Source organism: uncultured Microbacterium sp. (genome assembly GCF_947488465.1).
GTDB lineage: Bacteria > Actinomycetota > Actinomycetes > Actinomycetales > Microbacteriaceae > Microbacterium.
This window is the reverse complement of sequence record NZ_CANKZA010000005.1, coordinates 242,400-264,795: the sequence shown is the minus strand read 5'-3', so window position 1 is coordinate 264,795 and position 22,396 is coordinate 242,400. Positions and strand designations below refer to the sequence as shown.

The 22,396-nt window shown below is 65.1% G+C and carries 23 protein-coding genes and 1 tRNA gene; 8 read left to right on the top strand and 16 right to left on the bottom strand.

Translation table 11 applies throughout. From position 1 onward, the window contains the following. Positions 1-91: 91 nt before the first annotated feature. The 4 genes from Q0653_RS12475 to Q0653_RS12460 form a co-directional block, all read right to left on the bottom strand. Positions 92-301: a cold shock domain-containing protein gene (locus Q0653_RS12475; protein WP_261607466.1), complete on the bottom strand. Its 210-nt coding sequence runs from the start codon at positions 299-301 to the stop codon at positions 92-94. Between the two features lie 121 nt (positions 302-422). Next, positions 423-986: a LytR C-terminal domain-containing protein gene (locus Q0653_RS12470; RefSeq protein WP_298744020.1), complete on the bottom strand. Its 564-nt coding sequence runs from the start codon at positions 984-986 to the stop codon at positions 423-425. 9 nt (positions 987-995) lie between these two features. After that, entirely contained in the window at positions 996-1,256 is a 261-nt protein-coding gene (locus Q0653_RS12465; protein ID WP_298744022.1) for a DUF3263 domain-containing protein, read from the bottom strand. Positions 1,257-1,265: 9 nt separating this feature from the next. Next, complete coding sequence (locus Q0653_RS12460) at positions 1,266-2,282, bottom strand: DUF2332 domain-containing protein (protein WP_298944833.1); 1,017 nt, start codon at positions 2,280-2,282, stop codon at positions 1,266-1,268. Between the two features lie 68 nt (positions 2,283-2,350). Here Q0653_RS12460 and msrB point away from each other — a divergent pair, with 68 nt between their 5' ends. After that, on the top strand, positions 2,351-2,758 hold the full coding sequence (msrB, locus tag Q0653_RS12455) for a peptide-methionine (R)-S-oxide reductase MsrB (RefSeq protein WP_298744025.1): 408 nt from the start codon (positions 2,351-2,353) through the stop codon (positions 2,756-2,758). Next, entirely contained in the window at positions 2,755-3,318 is a 564-nt protein-coding gene (locus Q0653_RS12450) for a nitroreductase family protein (RefSeq protein WP_298744027.1), read from the top strand. The genes msrB and Q0653_RS12450 overlap by 4 nt, the downstream gene beginning before the upstream one ends. A gap of 564 nt (positions 3,319-3,882) precedes the next feature. On the opposite strand, the gene Q0653_RS12445 is transcribed toward Q0653_RS12450, so the two are convergent. After that, on the bottom strand, positions 3,883-4,836 hold the full coding sequence (locus Q0653_RS12445; protein ID WP_298944830.1) for a DMT family transporter: 954 nt from the start codon (positions 4,834-4,836) through the stop codon (positions 3,883-3,885). Between the two features lie 61 nt (positions 4,837-4,897). On the opposite strand from Q0653_RS12445, the gene Q0653_RS12440 reads away from it, so the two are divergent. Further along, the gene (locus tag Q0653_RS12440; protein WP_298944828.1) at positions 4,898-5,803 is read left to right on the top strand and encodes an NADP-dependent oxidoreductase; all 906 of its coding nucleotides are present in this window, start codon (positions 4,898-4,900) and stop codon (positions 5,801-5,803) included. Between the two features lie 500 nt (positions 5,804-6,303). Here Q0653_RS12440 and Q0653_RS12435 read toward each other — a convergent pair whose 3' ends face one another. The 3 genes from Q0653_RS12435 to Q0653_RS14080 all read right to left on the bottom strand — a co-directional run bounded on the left by Q0653_RS12435 (position 6,304) and on the right by Q0653_RS14080 (position 8,550). Then, complete coding sequence (locus Q0653_RS12435; protein ID WP_298944826.1) at positions 6,304-6,990, bottom strand: response regulator transcription factor; 687 nt, start codon at positions 6,988-6,990, stop codon at positions 6,304-6,306. Next, on the bottom strand, positions 6,987-8,288 hold the full coding sequence (locus Q0653_RS12430; protein ID WP_298944824.1) for a histidine kinase: 1,302 nt from the start codon (positions 8,286-8,288) through the stop codon (positions 6,987-6,989). Before Q0653_RS12430 ends, Q0653_RS12435 begins: the two co-directional genes overlap by 4 nt. A 142-nt stretch (positions 8,289-8,430) precedes the next feature. Next, positions 8,431-8,550, bottom strand: coding sequence for a SapB/AmfS family lanthipeptide (locus Q0653_RS14080; protein WP_366521996.1), 120 nt, complete (start codon positions 8,548-8,550; stop codon positions 8,431-8,433). A gap of 1,761 nt (positions 8,551-10,311) precedes the next feature. Here Q0653_RS14080 and Q0653_RS12425 point away from each other — a divergent pair. From Q0653_RS12425 to Q0653_RS12415, 3 genes are all read left to right on the top strand, one after another. After that, positions 10,312-11,388 carry a peptidoglycan-binding domain-containing protein gene (locus Q0653_RS12425; RefSeq protein ID WP_298944822.1) on the top strand — a complete coding sequence of 359 codons (1,077 nt, stop codon included), beginning with the start codon at positions 10,312-10,314 and terminating at the stop codon, positions 11,386-11,388. After that, complete coding sequence (locus tag Q0653_RS12420; RefSeq protein ID WP_261607454.1) at positions 11,385-12,026, top strand: ABC transporter ATP-binding protein; 642 nt, start codon at positions 11,385-11,387, stop codon at positions 12,024-12,026. The genes Q0653_RS12425 and Q0653_RS12420 overlap by 4 nt, the downstream gene beginning before the upstream one ends. 62 nt (positions 12,027-12,088) lie before the next feature. Further along, on the top strand, positions 12,089-13,108 hold the full coding sequence (locus Q0653_RS12415) for an FtsX-like permease family protein (RefSeq protein WP_298944819.1): 1,020 nt from the start codon (positions 12,089-12,091) through the stop codon (positions 13,106-13,108). A gap of 1,130 nt (positions 13,109-14,238) precedes the next feature. On the opposite strand, the gene Q0653_RS12410 is transcribed toward Q0653_RS12415, so the two are convergent. Continuing rightward, positions 14,239-14,874: a hypothetical protein gene (locus Q0653_RS12410; protein ID WP_261607452.1), complete on the bottom strand. Its 636-nt coding sequence runs from the start codon at positions 14,872-14,874 to the stop codon at positions 14,239-14,241. Positions 14,875-15,501: 627 nt separating this feature from the next. Here Q0653_RS12410 and Q0653_RS12405 point away from each other — a divergent pair. Both Q0653_RS12405 and Q0653_RS12400 read left to right on the top strand, forming a co-directional pair. After that, entirely contained in the window at positions 15,502-15,843 is a 342-nt protein-coding gene (locus Q0653_RS12405) for a hypothetical protein (RefSeq protein ID WP_298944816.1), read from the top strand. Further along, positions 15,840-16,484 carry a hypothetical protein gene (locus Q0653_RS12400; RefSeq protein WP_261607450.1) on the top strand — a complete coding sequence of 215 codons (645 nt, stop codon included), beginning with the start codon at positions 15,840-15,842 and terminating at the stop codon, positions 16,482-16,484. Before Q0653_RS12405 ends, Q0653_RS12400 begins: the two co-directional genes overlap by 4 nt. A gap of 408 nt (positions 16,485-16,892) precedes the next feature. Here the strand turns inward: Q0653_RS12400 and Q0653_RS12395 are convergent, their stop codons facing one another. The 7 genes from Q0653_RS12395 to Q0653_RS12365 all read right to left on the bottom strand — a co-directional run bounded on the left by Q0653_RS12395 (position 16,893) and on the right by Q0653_RS12365 (position 22,329). Continuing rightward, complete coding sequence (locus Q0653_RS12395; RefSeq protein ID WP_298944813.1) at positions 16,893-18,266, bottom strand: HipA domain-containing protein; 1,374 nt, start codon at positions 18,264-18,266, stop codon at positions 16,893-16,895. Further along, on the bottom strand, positions 18,263-18,889 hold the full coding sequence (locus Q0653_RS12390; protein WP_298743106.1) for a helix-turn-helix domain-containing protein: 627 nt from the start codon (positions 18,887-18,889) through the stop codon (positions 18,263-18,265). The genes Q0653_RS12395 and Q0653_RS12390 overlap by 4 nt, the downstream gene beginning before the upstream one ends. 774 nt (positions 18,890-19,663) lie before the next feature. Further along, positions 19,664-19,912, bottom strand: coding sequence for a hypothetical protein (locus tag Q0653_RS12385; RefSeq protein ID WP_261607819.1), 249 nt, complete (start codon positions 19,910-19,912; stop codon positions 19,664-19,666). A 12-nt stretch (positions 19,913-19,924) separates the two neighbouring features. After that, positions 19,925-20,485, bottom strand: a complete 561-nt coding sequence (locus tag Q0653_RS12380) for a DUF2599 domain-containing protein (RefSeq protein ID WP_298944810.1) — start codon at positions 20,483-20,485, stop codon at positions 19,925-19,927. Positions 20,486-20,837: 352 nt separating this feature from the next. Beyond that, positions 20,838-21,056 (bottom strand): helix-turn-helix domain-containing protein, encoded by a 219-nt coding sequence (locus Q0653_RS12375; RefSeq protein ID WP_298743110.1) that lies wholly within the window; start codon positions 21,054-21,056, stop codon positions 20,838-20,840. Positions 21,057-21,275: 219 nt separating this feature from the next. Beyond that, a tRNA-Thr gene (locus Q0653_RS12370) sits at positions 21,276-21,348 on the bottom strand. A 33-nt stretch (positions 21,349-21,381) separates the two neighbouring features. Continuing rightward, a complete protein-coding gene (locus Q0653_RS12365) occupies positions 21,382-22,329 on the bottom strand; it encodes a thioredoxin domain-containing protein (RefSeq protein WP_298944808.1) in 948 nt (315 codons plus the stop codon). Positions 22,330-22,396 lie beyond the last annotated feature (67 nt).

The following is a 22,396-nucleotide window of genomic DNA, read 5'->3' as shown; positions in this document are numbered from 1 at the left end:
GATAGGGGGGAGTGCAAGCCGCGAGCACCGATGCGTCACACGCAGAACGACCTCGGCGCCGCAGCACCGAGGTCGTTCGAAAGAGTGGGTGTCAGACGGGGCGCACTGCCTCGGCCTGCGGCCCCTTCTGGCCGGCGCCGACGGTGAATTCGACCGCCTGGCCCTCTTCAAGGACGCGGAAGCCGTTCATGTCGATGTTCGAGTAGTGGACGAAGATGTCTTCGCCGCCGTCTGCGGTGATGAATCCGAAGCCCTTTTCGGCATTGAACCATTTGACGGTGCCGCGGGTCTGTGCGCTCATTGTGGATCTCCTGATGCTGTGGGACCTCGCCATGCTAACGAGCCACTGCACGGCGAAATCGCGGAATCCGCAACTATTGACACGTGCGCATCGAAGTGTTCACACGCGTGAAACACGAGCCTTATCCGGCCGCGGCGCTCGTCCTATCGAGGCCGATCACGAGCACCAATTGCTTCGTGTTCTCGTCGCCCAGAAGGTCCGCGTACGCATCCGTCAGCGCGACCTCCGCTCCCCCGACCACCTGCGCGAGACCACGTGCGGCGCCCTCATCGGCGGGGTCGACGTAGAAGACCGTCGTTGTGGCGAAATCGTCCGATCCGGCTTCGCCCGCCGTGACGACGGCCGCATCCCAGCCGGCCGCGACGATCACGTCACCGAACTCCCGTCCGAGTCCCGACTGCGGGGTCGCGTTGAGCACGGTGATCTCGTAGGTCGTATCGACGACAGCCTCCGCCGGCGGCACGACCACGGCAGTTGCGGTCGGCGCTGGGAACACCGTGATCCGGCCGGTCGCGATCAGCGTGCCGAAGATTCCGATCGCCACCAGGGCGACCGTCGCCACCGCCGACCAGAGGAGGATGACCCCGCCGCGCATGCGCGGGTTCTCGGCACGGTGGGCGCCGATCCGGCTGTTGTCGACGGGAAGGTCGTCGAAGCGGTCCTGGGGTGGGGCAGTCTTCGGCACCTGAGAATGCTACCGGCCCGAACCTGTGGACACCGTGGCGCGGGCGCCGTGCTCCCGCGCACGCGCGTCACGCAGGCGCCGCAGCCGGTGCACGAGCAACGGGTCGTGAGCCACGGCATCCGCCGTCTCGATCAGACGCCCGAGCAACTGGTAATACCGTGCCGGGGTAAGGGACAGGTCGCTACGGATGGCTTCTTCCTTCGCCGCACCGTGCTGGTGCCACCGGGCTTCGAAGTCGAGGATCATCTCGTCGCGGTCGGAAAGGGGCACGTCTTCACGCTAACCCCGCGCGGCCGCCGCACCCGGGCGCGACGCGGGACTGTCGTGCAATCGCCACCATCCCCCGAGCGGATCGGCCGCCGCCTGCACCCGGCCATCGAGGGCGACGGCGAAGCCACCCGGCCACGCGTCGAGGTCGATCGGCTCCGTCCACCCGTCGTGAAGCGCCGGCGCGTCGATCGTGATCCACCGTCCGGCCACCCGCGCCGTCTCGATCACCATCCGCCGCCGGGCCCACGGGATATGCGCGAGCACGCCCGGGGTCTGGATCACGAGCGTCGCGCCGGCGGGGGCGGATGCCGCCACCTCGGCGAGCCGGTCGATCCCATCTCCGGCGACCATCAGCGGCGGGTCGGCCGCGGCGATCGCGAGGGCATTCCGCACGCGCGCCGCGCGGCCGGTCTCCCCCGGCCAGACGAGTCCCTCGAGCCACGCCGCCGTGTCGGGAGAGGCCGCATCGAGCGGGTCGAGGTCGATCCCCGCGCGCCAGACGATGTCCGGCAGGGCGATCGCCGGCATCCGCTCGCCGCGCACCTCGCAGTCGAGCACGACGCGCGACGGCCCGGATGCCGGATCGAGCGCGATCGTGCCGGTGGCGCCGGTGTAGCGATACGAGTAGCGATCGGGATACAGACACAATCCCGCGCTCGCACCGACCTCGAGCAGCGCGATCGGTCCCTCAATGCGGCTGAGCGCCGGCAAGAGTGCCGCGCAGCGCAGCGGTTCGTTGGTCTGCAGCGAGCGGCGCCCGCACTCCGCCACGACCTCGTCGGCGTGCGCCAGCATCCACTCGCGCCACCCGGGGAAGTCCGGTTCGCCGGAGCCGAGCAGCCGGGTCACGGCGAACACGAGCGGTGGCTGCCGGTGCCGCGCGGGGATGCGGGCCAGCACTGCCTGAACCTCGGCATCCGCCGCGATGCCCGCCGCCCACTGCGCGTAAAGCTCTGACCGTCCCGGGGCCTCGTCGCGGGCGAAACGGCCGAAACGCTCGGCGATGACATCGATCGGCTGGTCCACTCCCCCATTCTCGGGGAACACCCGCGCGCAGGTTCGGGTTGAATAGGGGTGGACGTAAGGAGTCTGTGATGACCTACCGCGTAGACAAGACCGATGACCAGTGGCGCGCCGAGCTGTCGCCCGACCAGTACGCCGTGCTGCGCCAGGCCGGCACCGAGCGCGCGTGGACCGGTGAACTGCTCGACGAAAGCCGCGCCGGGCTGTACGCGTGTGCCGCGTGCGGGTCGGAGCTGTTTCAGAGCGGCACGAAGTTCGACTCGCACTGCGGGTGGCCGAGCTTCTACGAGTCGGTGCGCCCCGACGCGGTCGAGCTCATCGACGACTCCTCCCACGGTATGCAGCGCACCGAAGTTCGCTGCGCGACCTGCGGTTCGCACCTCGGGCACGTGTTCCCGGACGGGTTCGGCACGCCCACCGGCGACCGGTACTGCATGAACTCGTTGTCGTTGTCGTTCACTCCCGAGCAGACCCCGTGATCGATGCGCTGACCGATCACCCGGCCTATGCGGCCGCGCGTGCGCGCCGGTCGTGGTCGAAGGTGACCGACGAGGCGCCTGATCGCGAGGAACTGCTCGCGCTGATCGCGGCGGCCGGCCGCGTGGCCGATCACTCGGCGATGCGCCCGTGGCGGCTGATCGAACTGCGCGGTGCGGACCGGGCCCGACTCGGCGCGGCGATCGCCAAGGCGGAGGGCGACAGCAAGCCGTCGACCAAGCCGATGCGCGCGCCCCTGCTGATCGCGGTCGTGGCGAGCTACGGCAAGAGCGACAAAGTCCCGCGCTGGGAGCAAGAGGCCGTCGCGTCGGGCGTCGCGCACATGCTGAGCCTGCTGCTGGACGAGGCCGGCTGGGGCGTGTTCTGGCGTACTGGCTCCTATACGCGGTCGAAAGCCGTCGCGAAGGCGCATGGTCTGGGTAAGAACGAAGAGCTACTCGGCTGGCTGTACGTCGGCGGCAAGCCCGCCGGTGCCCGCGCCGGCCGTCGCAAGCCCGTCGATGCGAAGAAGTTCCTCAGCCGGATGCCGAAGAAGGCCTGACCCGCCCTCGCGCGACTGCGCGTGCCCGCGCCCGCTCACGAGACTGCGCGCGCCCTCGCGCGACACCGCGCGTATGTACGGTTTCGGGCCGCGAAACGCGACACGCGCGCAGTTTCGCGGACTGGGACGTACGCCACGACGGATGCCTAGCCAGCGCCAGCATCCACGTCGCTGCGCGTCCCCGCTACCGCTCCAACCCGCGAGACCGCGCGTATGTACGGTTTCGGGCCGCGAAACGTGACACACGCGCGGTCTCGCGGGACGAGTTGCGCTCACGACAGGATGCCGGGCCCGCGCCAGCATCCACCTCGTCGCGCGTCCCTGCGTCACCCTCACCCCGCGAGACCGCGCGTATGTACGGTTTCGGGCTGCGAAACGTGACACACGCGCGGTCTCGCGGGACGGCGGGGCGAAGCCGCGCAGTGGGGCACGCGCAGCGGGGCCCGCGCAGTGGGGCACGCGCAGCGGGGCCCGCGCAGCGGGGCACGTGCAGCGGGACACGCGCAGCAGGGGCACGCGCAGCGGGGCACGCGCAGCAGGGGCACGGAGGCCGAGGATGACGCGTCAGCGGCTGCGGCGCCAGGGCGCGGCGGCCACGACGACCGAGAGCAGCGCGACGAGGACCATCACGAGCTCGGTCTCCCAGCCCTGCCCGGCATCCGCCGGCCAGAGCGCATCGAGCGCGAACGCCGTGAGCAACTGCCCCGCGACGGCGCCGAGACCGAGCAACAGCACCCCGGTGTGCACGACGAGCGCCGCCGACAGGAAGATGTAGGTCACGCCCAGCACCCCGCCGAGATAGAGCCACGGCTCGCCCGGCAGTGCCCGCGGCGCACCGACGATCGCGATGTGGATGCCGGCGACCACCGCGAGAAGCGCGGTCCCGCCGATGAAGTTCACGAGGGTCGCGGTCAACGGCGTCCCCACCCGCTGGCGCAGGCGACCGTTCGTTGCTTGCTGCCACGCGATGCCGACGCCCGTCAGGAGCGGGAGCACCAGCATCCACAGCGGGACACGGTCGAGCACACCACCCTGCACGGAGATGCCGACCGCGAGGAGAGCCAGCACGCCGCCGGCGACGCGCGGCATGGTCACGGCGACGACGCCGGCCGGACCGTACCCCGCGCGGTCGAGCACGAGCCCGTTGATGGTCTGCCCCGCCACCACGCCAACGGTGAAGAGTGAGACACCGATGACGGCGACGGCGAGCCCCTGGGTCGCCACCGTCAGCGCCCCGGCGGCTCCGCCGGCCAGCATCCACCACGGAATCGTCCGAGAACGGATGCCGGTGACCAGCGCCCGACACCCGCGCCGACCGGTAGGCATCGCCGCCGAGAGGATCGCGAGGAGCACCAGCCCCGATCCGAAGGAGAGGAAGGCCGCGGTGAGTCCGTCGTCGAGCCGCAGCCCGAGTTGCCCGTTGATGCGCGCCTGCACGGCGGTCAGAATGCCGACGAGCACCGCTCCGGCGAGCGCGACACCGGCGGGGAGGCGCGCGGGAACCGGGTACGTGGACATCCTCGTCAGCCTAACCGGGCCGGAGCGTACGATCGGAGGCGGCACTCGACGAGGAGACCCGATGAGCAACGCAGCCCTGTACGACCAGACCGGCGCCGCAGATGCGCTCTACATCGGGGAGGTCCCCGATGTGGCGCCCGGGCCCGGAAAGGTCACCGTGCGCGTGCGCGCCGCCGGCCTCAACCCCTACGACGCGAAGGTCCGCGCGGGCGTGATTCCCTCGAAAGCCCCCTTCCCCCGCCGTATCGGCGGCGACGTCGCGGGCACCGTGGACGCCGTCGGCGAGGGCTCCGTCTACGCCGACGGCACCGCGATCGCCGTCGGCGACGAGGTCCTGGGCCGGGCCTCCGGCGCCATCGCCGAGCGCGTGACCGCGTCGGCACGCGACCTCGCCCGCCGCCCTTCGGCACTACCGGTGGAGGTCGCCGGCAGCCTGTACGTCGCCGGACTCACCGCGGTCGCGATCGTCGACTCCGTACCGGTCGGCCCCGGCGACACCGTGCTCGTCGGCGGCGCGTCGGGCGGCGTCGGCCTGATCGCCGGGCAACTCGCGATGTCGGCCGGCGCGCGCGTGATCGGCACCGCGTCGCCTCGCAACCACGCCCTCCTGCGCTCGCTCGGCATGGAGGCGGTGGCCTACGGCGATGGCCTCGCCGAACTCGTCGCCGCGATCGGCACGCCCACGGCCGTCTACGACTGTCACGGACGTGACGCGCTGGATGCCGGATTCGCCCTCGGGCTATCGCCCGAACGGATGGTGGCCATCGCCGCGGGCGATGTCCCCGGCATCCAGAGCCCCGGGGCAGACGCCCGCACGGCGGCCAACCTCGCGCATCTCGCCGAACGCGTCGCGGTAGGCGAGATCATCGCGCCCGTCACCGCGACGTTCCCGCTCGATCAGGTCGCCGCCGCCTTCACCGCACTCGACAGCGCGCACACCCCGGGCAAGATCGTCATCCTGACCTGAGTGCCCTGAGCCCGCGGGGTCAGTCGCGCGCCGTCACGACGACCGTGAAGGTCAGCGCCTCGATGCCGGCGTCGGTGTTCGTCATCGTGACGTCGGTCGAGCCGACCGACAGCGCCACGCCGATAGACCCGCAAGGGCGAACACGAGGGCAACAGCGACGGTGGCGCGACGAAATCTCACGGCTTCATCCTGGCCCACGGATGCGCGCGCATCAGACAAACGGTGCCGGCTACAGGACTTGAACCTGCAACCCCCTGTTTACGCTGATGATTCTCTGGCCCTCTGAATGTGCCGCGATACCTAGCCTCGTGCTACCCAGAGTAGCCGTACCGGACCACCTGCTACCAGTCTCATTCGTCACCTATTCTTCACCTCTACGACGACCATTCGGCGAATCTTGTCGCCTTGCCACGAGCACCGATCAAGCGCGAATGCGCTCCTGGCGTCGCGATCTCGATGAAGCGTGTGCGTTGACCAAAGAGCATGAACTCCGAAACGCGCTACGAGGACTGTGCAGCATCTTCAACACTCAACTGCTGACGGACCGCCCATAGCGCCAACTGCGTTCGATCGGACAAACCTGTCTTCTTGAGTGCGGACTGAAGATGTGACCGTACGGTGTGGACTGAAACGCACAGGTGCTGCGCGATGTCCTCGTTGCTCGTGATCCCTCTCGCTAGAGTTACCGTCACACGAAGTTCAGCGTCCGAGAGCGTGGTAGCCGATACATCAAGCTGGGCACCGCGCCCACGTCGGACGAATTCTCGAAGAACGGGCGTCATCATGGTGGTCGAAACCACAGCGTCGCCTCGATGCGCAGTGCGTATTGCTTCCACCAGCCGCTCTGAATCGTGGCTCTTCAATAGGTATCCCACGGCGCCTGCGTCTAGAGCATCCCTGACGTACCCTTCTAGCGCGAAGCTCGTCATTACGATCACGGCGGGGCGGTGTGGCGACTCATCGAGAAGTCGCTTCGTTGCTTCCACGCCGCTCATTCCGGGCATCTGAAGGTCCATCAAGATCACGTCGGGCTGTTCGCTGCGACCAGCCATGACCGCGTCGATCCCGTTCCCTACCTCACCGACAACCTCGATATCCGGGGCATTGTCCAATTGCAGACGCATTCCGATCCGCACTGCGCGGTTGTCGTCTGCAATCAGCACTCGTATGCGTTGTGACTTCGTCATGAGATTGTCCTACTGAGTGGGTCGTCGATAAGCGGGATCCAGAGGCGCACGCGCCACCAACCCGGGCCGACTGGGCCAGCTTCGAGCGTCCCGTGCAGGAGCTCGACGCGCTCACGCATTCCTGTCAGACCCCAGCCCAGGTTGAAGCCGGCGGTAGGCGGCGTCCCATCGCCGACGAGTGAGTTCTCAACGACTACCTCCAACGCGGCATCGTGCGCGTTTATCTGCACTCGTGCTGCAGCGCCGGGCGCATGTTTCGCGACGTTTGTCATCATTTCCTGTAGTGCGCGATACGCAGTGCTCGACACCACGGCGGGAAGTTTGTCCAATGACCCCGAGGTATGGAGACTCGCTGCCATCCCGACTCGTCGCCAGTAGTCGGCCAGCTCAGGAGCGCGCAGAAGGTCCGCGGTACCCCCGGGTGCCTCGACGCCTGCCGCTCGAAGGTCCGCGAGCGCGCCGGCCAGGCTGGCCGCAGCAAAGCGACCTTCGCTACGAACGGCAGCCACCAGTTCAAGTGCCCGTGTCGGCTGCCTCGGAGCAATAGCGAGCGCTGCCTCCGAGAGGGTGATGAGACCCGCGAGATGCTGACCGGCGACGTCGTGCAGCTCCTGAGCGATTCGCGCACGCTCGTGTTGCTGTGCATCCGCGACTCGGCGAGCGTGTTCGTTAGTCGCACGCGTGGCCTCGTCTCGAGCTGCAGCGACCCGCCGTACACGCGCTCCCCACCAAATGCCTAATGCTGTCGCGCCTGCGGCGGGCGCCGCGAACCGCGCCGCTTCGCCAAGAACGTACCCCGTGGTCGACACCTGGCTCGTGCCCACGCCCGAGAGCAAGAGCCACAGCCAGAGACCCCCCATCGCCGCGACGACTGCGCCGGCGGACCACAGACAGCTCGCGATCACGGAAGCGCGTGCTGCGTGGACGAACAAGGAAGCCGCGATTCCGAGGGACATTCCAGTCAGCCACGAAGGAATGCCGAGACCGATCGCCAGCAGCAAGTACGTGACGACCGTAAGCACGATGGTGAGTCGGGGGAATCGGTCGGCCAATGTCAGAACGCCCGCCTGAACGGCGCAACCTACAACTAACAGGCTCACCACGACATCTTCTGGCAGAGCCAGCCCCCAGTGGATGGTTCCGCCAAGAAGCGCTGTCACGGGAATGGACAGCACCTGTATCGCAGTTGTCACGAAGATCGTCAGTGCAAAAATGAGAGCGGTCCGCCGCGAGCCGAGCAGCGGATCGTATCCCCCATCGGCGCCCAGCAGTTCGTGTTTGACGTCTTCAGTGCTCATCACAACTCCTCGTGCTCACAGTAGCCGCCACGCCGAATAACGTGTGCGCCAGCGGCTAACGGAGTCCCATGACCACCACCGCGCGGTCCCGCAGTGATAATGCCGCAGGGTGGCACCGGGGCTCTCCCGGTGCCACCGTGAATCAGCAGACCGCGGAGACGTTGCTCAAGCACACGGAGGCGCTGATATAGCTCGCGAACTGTCCGTTCCGCTGCTCATCGTGATCCCGCTCCATCGCCTGCAACGAAAGTAGATATCCCATTTGTCCTCACCTCCCTTGCCATGTTCTAGTCGGCCCGCTGACCGCGGACGCCGTCGGCTCCAAAAACGAGAGAGGCCCAAGGGCTCGGGCCTGGCCGGAGCGCCGAGCCAATACCGCAAGGACTCCCGCCGCACCCGACGCCAGATCGCACGACGCACGCAACAAACCGTTGCCAGCAAACCGTGTTCCCTGGGACTGGTGCAGCGAGTACTGACATGTCGCGAAGGTGCTTGAACGGGACACCACGGTCGTGACAGAACGCGGAGACATCGCGGAGCATCTCCTCGCCGCCCGACGGCGTCGTGCTGATGTGAATCTTCCAACCCTGTTCAGGAAGAGTCGCTCCAGGAGCAAGCCAGTGCACCCAATGGCGGTCCGAGCCAGACCTCCAACTTGTCCAGTCACGACCTTCGTCTGGCCTAAATAGGGCTGCATTCACCGCCTGAGTGCGGCCGGGTACGTCGTAGAACAACGGATGGCTCGTCGAGAATGCCGCATGAACCGGTACCACCCGACCCCCAAAATGTTCTCCGTGACGCATCCGTCGGAGCACATTGTCCGGTCTTCAGTACTCGTGACCCGACCAGCCGCGGTCCCCAGCACCCGCCTTCGCTCCGAGGTCTCTCGCCCCGCGCGCGGAAACACTGGTGTCTCTGTCGCGCCGATTCCGATAGTCCAACCGCGCCACAAAGAACATTCATTCAAATGAATGACGCCACTACGTGTTCGCTGGAGCGAAGATCTGTGACGGCGCGTAGCTCAACTCGGCGAACAGCACCTCCCCGGACGGTGGGTGTTGAACGTCGACCAACCAACGTCGGGAGTAATCGAGCTGCAGACAATGCGACAAGCGTGAGTTGAAGCTGCTACCGAGACAAGACCGGGCTCAACGAGGTCGATGCGCATCTGCTGGCCGACACCCGCGCGCGGTCCGCCCCGCCAGATACTCCGTTTGAATCGCTGACCATACCCGCCAGGGCGCCCCGAAGTAAGCGGCCCGCTGGCAGTCCCGGCCTCGAACTCGTCCTGGCGGTCGTCACGCCTCTCGTCTCAGTGACGTCCGAGCGGTGTGCAGCCGACAGGTGAATCGCAGAGGCAACCGAGCTGTCCGACGCGTCAGGATTCGTGCGCGGTCGCGTTTGGAACATGACACAAAACAACGTCACCCGCGGACATGGGGCCCGTCTTGCGGCGCTCACGGCTGGTGGGATCAGGTACGGCTTCAAGTTTTCCGGCGGACTCCACATGCTCGCGCGGGCAGAGGCGCGCGGAAAATAGTGGCTCCGGGCAATCAATCACTTCGCGCGATGCTGTCCGCGACGCGCACAACCGTGTCAACGACGACCCTGTCAGATGTGATGCTCGACTTCGCGACAGGTAGCTGGGCCTATCCGTCAATCACTCTTCGGAGTCCGGCGATCGTGGCGGTTGGATCACGGAGCGCGCTGATCGCGGTCGCTGTTATCGTCCAAATGAGTGAAGTCACCGACGACGTAGTCACTCGAAGGTGCGAGCCCTGACGGCTGGCGCACTCTCCCGACCGAGATCCGAGCTGGTTCTGCAAGGGTTTGGCGTCGTCGGGCACAGCAAAGGGAATATGCCATGCGATAGCTGCATCAGTCCCCGCATGTGCGCCGGTGTTAGCGTCGCACCATGATGTGCATTGTGACCCGCGGACGAACATGGCAGTAGAAGTCCGCGCGAGGGCATGCTCCCCGTGGGTTCGCCGCAGCCAGTCGTGCGCGGCCGGCGGAGCGCCGAGTGAACGGTAGCCACGCGAAGCGGATCGGCCCCGCAGTCGGCTGGTTTCTTGCCGGTACCGCGCTGACCGGCGCTCTGGCATGGTCGATGCTCGCTGTCGTACGTCCGCCTGATGATCCGACCAGCGCCGCCAAGTTCACGCTCGTGGAGGTGGTTGCCGGAGAGGTCGGATCAACGGTCCGCTTGAACACCGTCGCGGCTTGGACGACATCACCCGTCGGGACTAACCGCGCGGTCGGAGTCGTGACATCGATAGGTGCGGAAGCTGGCGCTGAAGTATCGCAGGGGTCCGCGCTCTACTCGGTGGACCTGCACCCTGTCGTGATTGCGCGGGGTGTCGTCCCTTCGTTCCGGGACATCAGTGAGGGTTCCAAAGGCGAAGATGTACGTCAGATCCAACAGCTACTTGCCGACCTCGGGTTCTATCGGGGCGAGGTGGGCGGCGAGGCGGGAACCGTTACGGCAGCTGCGATCCGCGCATGGCAGAAGAGCCTGAACGTCGAAGTCACGGGAACAGTCCGCAGCGGCGACGTGATCTTTGTCCCTACTCTGCCAGCGCGCGTTGCGCTGAACATAGAGGAAATCTATAGAGGGGCATCACTCGTTGGGGGTGAATCCGCTGTTTCCGGGCTCTCGCCCTCGCCGGCATTCAACGTGCCCGTTACCGACTCTCAAGCGTCACTCATGCCAGCGGGCACTCGCGTACTGATCACGTCGCCAAACGGGAGCGTGTGGGACGCTGTCGCGGAGGAACAGGTTCGTGACGAGGTGGCGGGATCGATCACGGTCAAACTCGGATCAGGCGGACAGGATCCTATTTGCAAGCAAGAGTGCGCACAGATTCCTGTTGACGACTCGATCACTCTGAGTTCCGAAGTCGTGACGGTGGAGACGGTGACTGGACTGGTGGTGCCCTCAGCAGCGCTGGTGTCCGCCGCAGACGGCCAACTGGCAGTCATTGATGAAGCGGGAATCCGTCGATCCGCCACCGTGATGGGCACCGCTCGAGGAATGGCCGTGATCGACGGCGTCGATGCTGGCGTTCGTGTTCGAGTCCCCGGGGAGGCGACCGGATGACCGTCATACTCGAAGCGTGTGATGTTTCGTTCGGCTACTCCGGCGGTCAGACAATCGTCGACGGATTCAGCGCCAAGTTCCATGCTGGAACGACGACCGCAATTACAGGACCATCCGGTCGAGGCAAGTCGACGATGCTGTACTTGCTAGGCCTAATGCTGGCGCCCCGCTCTGGCGAAGTCGTTGTCGAGAGCAAGAACGCGAGTCGGGCGCAGGACAAGGAGCGCGCGGACCTGAGAGCGCGGAAGTTCGGATTCGTCTTTCAGGACGCAGCGCTGGACTCATCTCGGACCGTACTCGACAACGTGACCGAACCAGCGCTATACCGCGCGCAAAGCCGCAAGGAACTGGAACCCGCCGCCCGAGATCTGCTGGCGAGGTTCAAGGTCGATGTGCCAGCGCACAGGAAGCCGGGACAGGTCTCAGGAGGGCAGGCGCAGCGAATCGCTCTGTGCCGCGCGCTGCTAGGCAGCCCAAAGATTCTGCTCGCCGACGAGCCGACCGGCAATCTCGATCCCGCTACTGCGCAAGTGGTTATTGATGCCTTACGAGAGCACGCTCACAATGGGTCCGCCGTGATCGTGGTGACCCATTCGCCGGACGTTGCCGCCGTCTGCGATGCAGAAGTGCGGCTATGAGGCGTCTCGCACTGGAAGCGTGGGCGTCCGCCAGGGCGCAGCCGGTTGGCTCCACGCTGACAATGCTCGTTATTGCCGGCATGGTGGTGACGGTCATGATGACTACGGGTAGGACCGTCGCTGCAGAGCAAGAAGTACTATCGTCTATCGACAGCGTCGGCACTCGCACCATCCAAATCCGCGCGGAGGATGCTGCGGGTGTCACTGGCGAGATCCTCGAGAGGATCAGAGCCATAGAGGGAATCGAGTGGGCTGGCGCGTTCTCGTCGGCCGTCGATGGTCGGAACGCACGTATTCCTGGCGGCCCCCCGGTCGCCGTTCGCTACGTTTACAGCGATCGGCTTGAAGCCTTGGGGATCCTCACCGAGGGGACAGTGGGGGCCAGTGCGTTTGCGTCGCAGGCCGCTCTCGACCTGCTAGGGCTTCCTGATGTTGCTGGTGCAATCACACTTACAGACGGTCTCACTGCCACCGTCTACGCACGACTGGACGCTCCCGATTTCCTGGACGAGTTCGAGCCCATCGTGCTTGTTCCTGGCGAAACGCCTGCTTCAACGCCAGTCAACCTAGTGTTCGTGATCGCGGAGTCCCCAGAGCTAGTCGCGCCCGTCGCCGACGCTGTGCTGTCGGTAGTTGGCGCGGACGACCCCAGTAGGGTGACCGTTCAAACCAGTGAGAGCCTGGCGGCGTTGCGGTCAATAATCAAGTCTCAACTCGCCAACTCCTCTCGAAGCCTTGTCCTTGGTGTCCTCGGAGTGGCATCGGGCCTGGTCGCCACGATCCTGTTCGGTCTCGTGATGATGCGGCGGAAGGACTTCGGGCGACGGCGAGCTCTTGGTGCTACGCGGGGCTTTATTGTTCGACTCCTGATCGCCCAGACGGCACTGCTGGCGACGGCGGGTGTGATCACCGGTGTCCTGCTATCAGTTGGCATCGCGGTGACCGTCCGTGACCCAATCCCCGGCCCGACGTTCGTGCTGGCCCTTGGGACTCTGGGTCTGGCCGCCGCGGTCGCCGCTGCCGTTCCGCCCGCTATGATCGCTAGCCGCAGGGAGCCTATACGCGAGCTACGTGTGCCCTGAATGCCTCGAGGGAACCTGCGAGGGCTCCGGGGCATACCTATCCGTCATACCGTCGCTCCGGGCGGGACGAGCGCGCTCGGAATTTTGTGCAACTAGAACCTAGCTCCGCCTTCGCCAACGTTGGTTTGCAGTGATGCTATGGAACCGCTGCTGCGCGGCCGCGCACGAGACTACGTGACCGCTGCGCCTGTTCCCCCGCCATCGTTCAGGTCGCACTGTCTGTATCCCTCCGTCAGCGCAGAAACGGCCGCACCCTCGACGGCGATCACATGGGCGCCGGTGGGAATGACGCAGACGAGGGTCGTCACCGCGGTCCGATCAAGCGCCATCTGGTGTCGAATACGGTTCCCTATAAGAAGCGGGTGTCGAGTGCCCTCGTCGGGTGCGCGTTTGCGAAGGTGGCAAAGGGCGCAATCGTGGCGTCGACCCGATAATCCGCCTCGATACCGCCAAGCCGAAGTTGGTTACACTCGGCCACTCTGTTCACTGGGACATCTCACGTGTCAGGAGGAAGCGCACCGTGGTCAAGTCCAGTCCGGACCAAGATGCCTGAATGCGATTCTCCACCAAACCGCAACTTCGAGTTCGTGCGGGCAGGGCTCATCAGGATCGAGGGTGCCGCCGATGGCCGAGAGCGCCTGCACAGTCCGCCACCGACGGGATCGCAAGGGCTCCGCAGTCACCACTCATGCCCCGCGCACTACAAGGTGTCGCTACCTACATGCTCGTTGTATCGACTCGGCGCTGTTCAGGGCGTGTAACAACCTGAGTAGGTGAGTTGATGCGATCCCCATGTGAAGTTCACGGCGCTCGCAGACGACTTGGTGGAGTAGAACTGCCTCGACCTCCACACACCGTCACCCGGCCACCACTTGCCTTGGTTGTTATTGATGCTCGTCCAGATGTTATGGGAGGTATCCCCCATCGTTGTAGAGCCCGAGTACAGCTTGCTACTTCCGCTGCATCCGAGCGGAGTCAAGGTGTTACTTCCCGCCCAAGTGGGCGATGCTGTGAGCAGCACCAGCCCAACGGCAACGAGCGCACCCGTCAATGCACGTGATCGTCGTTTCATATGATCTTTCCTTTCATGTGGTCGGACTAGGTGGATGACTCGACCGGTCGATGATCTACTACAGATCGGACGGCGCTTGAGGGCAGTCACGGCTGAGTTGAGACCGCTGGTCTTCGCTCAATGGGCCGCTGAACGCCTCCGCGAACGGTAACCAGGGCGCCGTGTAGTAGGTCTCTTTGAACACCTCACGAGACGGCCGGGGCGGGACCTCGTACTTCAGGTTCTGAAGACAGTCAGTGAGCTCGCCGACGTAATAGTCGTAGAGCTTGTCCAGTTGGGCTGGTGTCAATCGCCCCTGATGCGAGGGGTCCCGTGGAAACATGACGGTGCAGCTGTAGCGAGCAACGTGAAAGCTCTGCATCTGAGCTTGCGGTACTCCGCTCCACTCGATTGACCCGTCCCCGGGTGACGTGACAGCTGGAAATCCTTCGTCCCGAAGGCACTGAGATATCACGTCCGCCCATTCATCGGTGGTTACCGTGCGCACCGGCTCCACATCGGGCCGCAGCGCATCGGGATAGACGGAAACAACGTCGCTCCAAGCGCCGTCGGCGGCTGAGGATGCGTCGAGTTCACCGGCCTCCGGAGTAGACCCTTCGGCGGCGAGAGTTGGTGCGCACCCGGGGAGCCCCAGGAGAGCGACAAGCAGGAACGTCGCGCATCCAGCAACTTTTGATCCTTTGGTCTTGTTCACATGACCCCCTCGTCTGACGCATCCTGTCGCACAACCGGCCGCGAGGCATGAAGCTTGATCGGCCTCCGACGATGCCGCCGTCCCGTTTTCTGTTGCCATCAGCGCACTCACGAGCCGTCACAGCTTGGTTTCCATACCCACTGCGCTTTCGACTGCTCACTTTGATGGGCGGGCCAGGATTCGTCTGAACGGATGAGTTCTACTTAGGCAGCGGGCACTCACGCGTGTTCCTCGCCGCCCGCCAACCGCCGCCCTCTCGAGGCCCACCGATGACGAGCGTTCACTCTGAGACGCATCACGGCCAAGAGCAGAACGTGCGCGCCGGCATGCACCCCAGCGGAGGAATCATCCGTACGGATGATTCCTCCGCTGGGCGCTCGTATGACCCCGGCACGGGTTTCAGACCCGAACGCGCGTAATTGCGGGCGTTCACGCGTAGCTAGCCATCTCGATTGTCGTCGCCAATGGCCGCCAGCCGTTCGCGAGGCGAAGTTGGATCGTGGATCTCGCGCTTCCCGAACTGCTTCTATGTGCCCAACATCACAACGCCGAAGTCGAACGGCGCCGTCGATCCTGGCGGCTTCCTCAACGATGAAGGCCTACATCAACTGAAAGGCGAATCCGCACATGAAACAGCGCAATCGTGCATCCCCTCCGCTACTGGCAGTGTTCGCCGCCCTGGCACTCGTCCTCGCCCCCGCGGGCGCCGCCAGCGCGTCGTACTACCACGACCTGGGTAGCGGGTCGTGTACCACCGCTACCGCGTTCATTCGCAGCAACTCCACTGGATACACGGCCCACTACCGGCAGAACGTGATGTTGGCATCCTGGAACAACAGCGTGTTCGGTGCGACCAGACAATCATCGATGGCGCGCACCTGGAGCGCGGCCACCGTCACCGGCCAAGACGGAGGAACCGCGACACCAGCGCACCTTTCCTGGGCCTACACCGGATGCGGTGGTGTGTGATCGGCAAGCACCGGAGCCTGGCGGCGGCGGTTCTGATTCTGGGGGCGTCGCTGCTCGTCGGATGCGCGGGGGGCGCAGCCGCGGCGCCCCCCGCGCCAACTGTTGACGCCGCCACTGAGAAGCGGATGATCGACGAGGCCGCGAACCAAGCGTGGGGCGAAGTTCAGCGAATGTTTCCGGATGCGGAACGACCTCAAGTTGAGCAGGTGCGTGTCGTTACGGCGGCCGACTCAGCAAAAGTCGTCGCACAGTGCATTCAGGAGCTCGGCTACCCGGCGACAGCCCGCGAAGACGGCGGCATCTCGTTCGGTGCGACGCCCGAGGCACAGGCGGAACAGCAGAACATTGCCGTCTATACCTGTCGCGTGAAGTACCCCACAGATCCCGCGTTTACTCTGCCGCCAACGGACGATGAGATCGCCTATCTCTACGACTATTACGCCAACACGCTGGTGCCATGCCTAGCCGAACGCGGCTATGACATCGAGATGCCGAGCAAGGGTGCTTTTGTGGATTCGACGAATGTGAACGGCATTCCGTGGTCGCCCTACCAGGAACTGGCATCGGTGGGCGGCGGCGAACTGGACGCCCTATTACTCGAGTGCAAGCAGACACCTCACGGGTTTCGGGGCGGCGAGTAAATGCGATGTAGGCCAATGCGGACCGAATGTTGAGGCGGCCCGAGCTGACACATGGCAGCGATTGATGCACTCATGGGGAGAATCGCGCTCGCGGATAGCGTCGACCCGGTACGTTCTGGGGACTGCGATGACCTGACGACTTGTGCGGAGTAGCCACGTCGCGCAACATGCGGCGGGCTGATGCGTGACTTGCTTAATCCGCACACGCGTACCGCCTGCGTGCAATCCGGACCCTTTACTACGATCCAGCACCTCGGTTAGGGAGAGCGGGTGCTCTAGATGCGGTTGCGACGGAGTGTCTCACTCTTACTACGCCGCGTGGGGCGCCTGTGTGAGACACAGTAGTTGGATCTGGACAGAGCAGTTCTGCCTCAGCGTGGAGTCGGAGCGCTCCGAGCAGGTGATGCGCTAGCCGTCCGACTCGGTTTCAATCTGCGCACTCAGCTCACCCACCGGGGCGGAGTTGCGCTTCGGCGCGAAGGAACCAGGCGTGGACGACGCGGTGGTCTTCCGGCGGTGGACCCCGTCCTGGACCGTGATGGTCCCCGTTCGCGCTGTTTCGGAGGGCTTCTTCACCCCGAGGGCGACGTCCACGTTTCGATCGACCGCGTTGCGCACTAGTACCCCTTGATCTACGGCCAGGGTGGTCCAGGCGGATTCGTTGTGTTCGCGGATACCGGATGCGACGCTCATGACGATCGACTGCATCTCATCTTCATCGACGCCAATGGTGCGGGCGAGTTTGCGCCAGTGGTCGGGTCCCGCCGCTTGCGGGTGACGCGCCCCCGCGATGCGCATGGCGAGCTTCTGGTCGTATGTCGGGTAGAGCATGACAGGAACCGCGTCGTAAAGCGGCGCCAGGCGTGCCCCGCGTGATCCCAGCATGAGCGAGTAGTTCTTCGCGTGCGCGTCGGCGTTGCCGATGAGAGTGTTGAACGTCAGTTGTCGGAGGAAACTTCGCAGGATCGAGCCGTCATCGTCTACGGTCCCGATGATGTCCGCGACCTGCTTCACTGACACGTTGTACTTCGACTTGGGTCCGATACCGAGGGACTGGGCGAGATCCTCCGCGTGCAGCCTTCTCGGGATGTCCCCGTGGCTCCGGTCCCGGTCGAACCGCTCCACCATGAACGCCGTCTGATCTTCGGCGTTCAGGACTGTCGCTACGGGTGCGGGAACACCGGCTAGGGGTGCCAGTGCGAGTGCCGCTACCTCAGCTCTCTCGATGCCGTGGAGCTTTGGGTTTCCTGGCTTGATTATGTGAGTGGACGGTAGCGTCGCGTTCGACCAGTACCAGTAGCCATCGATTTCAGCGAGAGCGAACTTGCCTTGCGTGCCGGCGAGGGAGAACCGGGCCGGCACCTCGGAAGGGTAGAAGGAGTCCGGGTCCCGTTTGATGCTGCTGATACGTCCAGCGGTCTCCTCAACGAGGACCGGGTTCAGCTCCGCACGGTCGGCGGGTGTGGGCGCTTCTCCTTCGGGCAGGATTACGAGCCCACCCGCAATGTCGCCACCCGCAGCGTGCAGGAGGTCGAACGTGTCAGGTGATGATGCGCCGTACGCGGCCGCCATGCGAGCGCGTGTTGTGTCGTGGTCGGGAAGGATGTTCTCGAGGAAGTTGGAGGCACTTGCTCGTGTGCCTGACCCGTCACGCGGGAGGGACAAGGAGATCGGGGTGTCGGGTGCATCCTGGTCGTAGGTGAACGTCACGGCGCCGTCGTTGGCATGCACGAACTGCCCGGCGTGGGTACCTTCGAGCCACACCTCGAGGACCCGGGTCATTTCATTTCCAGGTCCGGCAGGGCGGTCGGTTGGACGCCTACGACGGCGAGAGCGCGGAGGGCTGCGGCAGGTGACGAGACGCGTAACCCCTTTTCCAGATGGCTGATGATCTTCGACTGCACTCCGGATGCGTCCGCGAGCTCGAGGACGCTGAGTCCGCGGACGGCACGCTCTGTTTTCAGGATGTCTGCGAGGCGTTCGCGGCTCCGCAGGTACTCGTTTGCTCTTGGTTTGACGAGTTTTGTGAGGTAGGCGTTGTTGCCTGCCCGAGCGTTCCGCACCAACGATCGGGTGAACGGGTCGCCACCTTCGTCTCCCTCGGGCCACCAGCTGGCGATGAGCGATGCTGGATCGGAAGTGTCGCGCAACGCGCGGAGGCGGTCGGCGGTACGCGCCCGCGTCTGAGCGGTGAGCGTGCCAAGAGACCGGGTGCGGAGCGTGTCGACGAGAGCTGTCCGGGAACTCGGAGAGAGGGGCCGCCGACTGCGCTGGGTCCGCGGGTTGTAGTCCTGGAGCTGCCAGCGTCCTTTCACCATTTGGGCAGGAATGGTGCCTTGGCTGATCATCGCGCGCACGCGTCGCGGCGACACGCCCAGCGCTTCCGAAGCCTCATTCACATTCATGACACAAGTATACCGATTGGTTAGTGGAGTCGTCCCTCGCGGGGTGATCAAATGCACATGCACGGTGCACTCACTCCCCGGTCGACCCGCGCGGGGAGGGGAATTCTCTACGGCAGACGGGCTTGGGTTACCGGAATCGCGAGGTAGGCGAATCTAGCCGCAAGATCGGCCGCATCATCTATGGCAGGTCAATACTCTCCAGGTTTCGTGTCGCGGTCCGCAGTCAACCGCCCAGTAGGTCGAGTACGCGCAATTTCTGAGTGCTGGCCGCGTACGGATAGAGCTCTACCGCAGCAACCTGTGGGAGCCGGTAGGAGGTTCATCGATCCAGCGGCAAAGTCATCGACGCGTCCGTAGGTGCGCGCAGCGTCTCGCTCCAGTGTGCGTAGAACCTCAAGGACAAGCTCGCCGATCGGGGTTGCGCCATCGATGGAGAGTGCGAGCTTCACCCCGTCATAGGCCCGGTAACCCTTCGCTCGGGACAGTGCCTCCAGCTCGAACGGAATAGCCGAATCGAGGTCAAAGAACGGGCAGAGAGATGACCCATCCTTTTCGCTGCTCTCGCCTCGGCCGACGCAAGGTCGCGGTCGAAACACCGAGGATGTAGGAGTAGCCGCCCGGCGTCTGACCGCCTGAGATCCGCTCCCCTGCAACGCAGAGACCTCCGGCACCGTGGCGTACGCTTGAGCGTCGCGCCACGACCGGAGGTCTACGCGTACCAACCCTCCAGACGGCGCCCAGGGGGCTACGTCGGCGAGGGTGTGCTTGTGATGCTCAGCCGTCCGAAGCGGCCAGTCGCTGTTCCCGGCGGTGCGTGTAGATCAGGACCACTACGCCGATGGCAATGGTCAAGAGGCCCAGAACGCCGAGCGGGAGCACGTCCGGCGCGAACATGTTGCCTCCGATCCCTTCACGGTCGACTCGATCCATTTGAGCGCTTAGGTTGAATTGCACCATCACGAGCAGGAATAGGCCGATCAGTATGAGCACGGTCCCCCCGGCCACTCCGAGTTTGTTACTCATTTCGAGCCTTCCTCATGACGGGTTACAAGCCGCTGCGACTGTCGCGGCTTCCCCTACAGTAGGTCGCCACAGCTCGATGTTCCAGGGATCCTTCAACGTGGCGTAGTACGCGTGGCACGAGACCTGCTGACGAGCTCCCGTGGTGTCCCAGGGCGAAGGGGTGATCCGGGCGAACTCATCGGTCACCTGGTTGCGCACCGTGATTGATATGACCGTGCCCCCGAACGTTGCCGTCGTCTTCCACCAGGTCGAGGTGTGAACCGAGAGCTCGCGCCCCGCGGCCGGATTGCGGGTCACGACCGAACTGATCAGCGACTCACCGTAGTAGGTGGGGTCGGCGATGATCGGATAGGTGAAGCCTCCTCCAATGTGGTCGACGACTTGCACCAGCGCACCGTCCTCGACGACGTAGTGCGTGGGAACTTCGACGCCGGCGGCGTCGACGGCCCACGGCGCATATGCACCGCCCACCACGTTGTCGTCGTCGAGGAAGAGGGCTCCTCCGTTGTCGCCGATCTCGATAAGGAGGTTCCCTGGACTCTGCAGGTCATAGCTGAATCGGTCCCGAGACACAACGCTCCGATGCGCGGGACGATCACGCCTCGCGCGGTGCGTGCATATGTTTCGGCTGACTGCGGCTTCTGCGCATTCCCTTCATCCGCGTCACTCAGAGTCGCGATCCATCGCTCAATTGCTTCCTCCAGCGTGGTCGATCGCGACCACACGTCCCCGAGGTAGACGAGCGACGCGGCCTTCATCCTGAGCTCGGCCTCTACTTCTACGCGGGTATCGCGCACGGCGACGACGCGCTTCGGCCTGTCGGCACCATCACGCGTGCGGGCGACCCCGCGGATCTTCCCCGGAGTGCGCTCATAGTCCCAGTCGATCCGTCCGATCGCTCCCGGCTTGATTCGCGTCGGCGACATCAGCTGGCCATCCGATCGGCGGACTGCTCGCATGCTTCAAGCCAGCGCAAGACGGAGACCGCCCGATATCGCGGCTTCTTTCCCTCGAGAATGAAGGGTGGGCCTCCCCCGTCCTTGCGCCAGCGCTGGATCTTGCGAACGTGGTAGCCCGTCCGTTTGGAGAACTCCACCTCGTCCCACATCTCAAAAGGGTCAATGCCAGTGTTCGAATCGCTCATGGACACCACATGCACGGTGTTCGACCGGTGTCTATGGTCGCCAACGGCGAGGGGCGGCGAGGTGTGCACCAGCGAGCTCGTATAAGGCGCCGCGGGACCCTCATTCGGCACCCATTCGACACCTCGGCGCGCACTCCGGGAAATCCGAAACAAGAACTGATCCACGATCCACCTCTGCAATTCCGCGGAAATCAGGTGGTCAGAGCTTCGTGAAAACGGTGCCGGCTACAGGACTTGAACCTGCAACCCCCTGTTTACAAGACAGGTGCGCTACCAATTGCGCCAAGCCGGCAAGGTGACCCAGTCTATCGGGCGGACCCCAGGATCACGGGGTCGGGCTCGGCGTTGCCGTCGGAGTGGCAGTCTGGGACTTCTGGTAGGCGCCGCTCGCACTCGTGAGAACGAACTGAGCGAATTCGGCGGCATCCGTCAGGTCGCCCACATACTGCTGCCCGTTGACGATGACCATGGGCGTTCCGGTGAGCGCGAGGTTCGTGCCGCTGATCCCGCCGACGGCCCGCTCGGTCGCCGACTTCACCCAGGTCGTGAAGGCGCCGTCCTGCACGCACGCGCGGATCTGCTTCGGATCTTCGGCGCCGGAGGCGATGGCCAGGTCCGCCAACTTGTCGTCGGAGATCCCGTCCGAATCGACCTCGGGCTGCTGGGTGAGTAGGGCCGTATGGAACTTGAAGAAGGTTGCGGGCTCGTAGGTCGCGACGCACGCGGCAGCGCCGGCCGCACGCAGGGAATATTTCGTGCCGTTGGACTTCGCCGTCATCATCGACACCGGGTGGTACCGGAGCGCCACCGCACCCTCGCCGACCCACGAGGCGAGTTGAGCCGAGTTGGCGAGCTGCCACTCGCGCGCGCCCGGCGAGAGGTAATCGACATACACCTGAATGTCGACGGCAGCAGGAGCGTCGGTCGCCGTGGGCGTGGGGTTCGCTTCACCCTCGGTCGTCGCATCCGGAGTGGCGGCTCCGGGGTCGGTCATCTCGGCCTGCGCGGGCGCGAGCCCGCTGACGTCGGTGATCACGAAGCCGTCGGCGGTCGTGTTCGCGGGCGACAACTGGGGGCGGCCCGCCGTCGAACCGATGGCCCACATCACGACGACGGCGACGACGGCGACAGCAGCGACGAGACCCGCGATGAGCGCGGAGCGGCGGAGCACGCGGGCCCGCGACTGCTGGGCCTGCACCTGCAGCGCCTTCTCGCGCACAGCCTCACGGCTGCTGCGGGATGCGGGTGCACTCGAATTGTCGTCGCTGGACATGGAACCTTCTGGAAAGAGCAGGGCGGACGCGTGATCGCAGTCCGATGGGTAGCCACCCGGGCGTGGC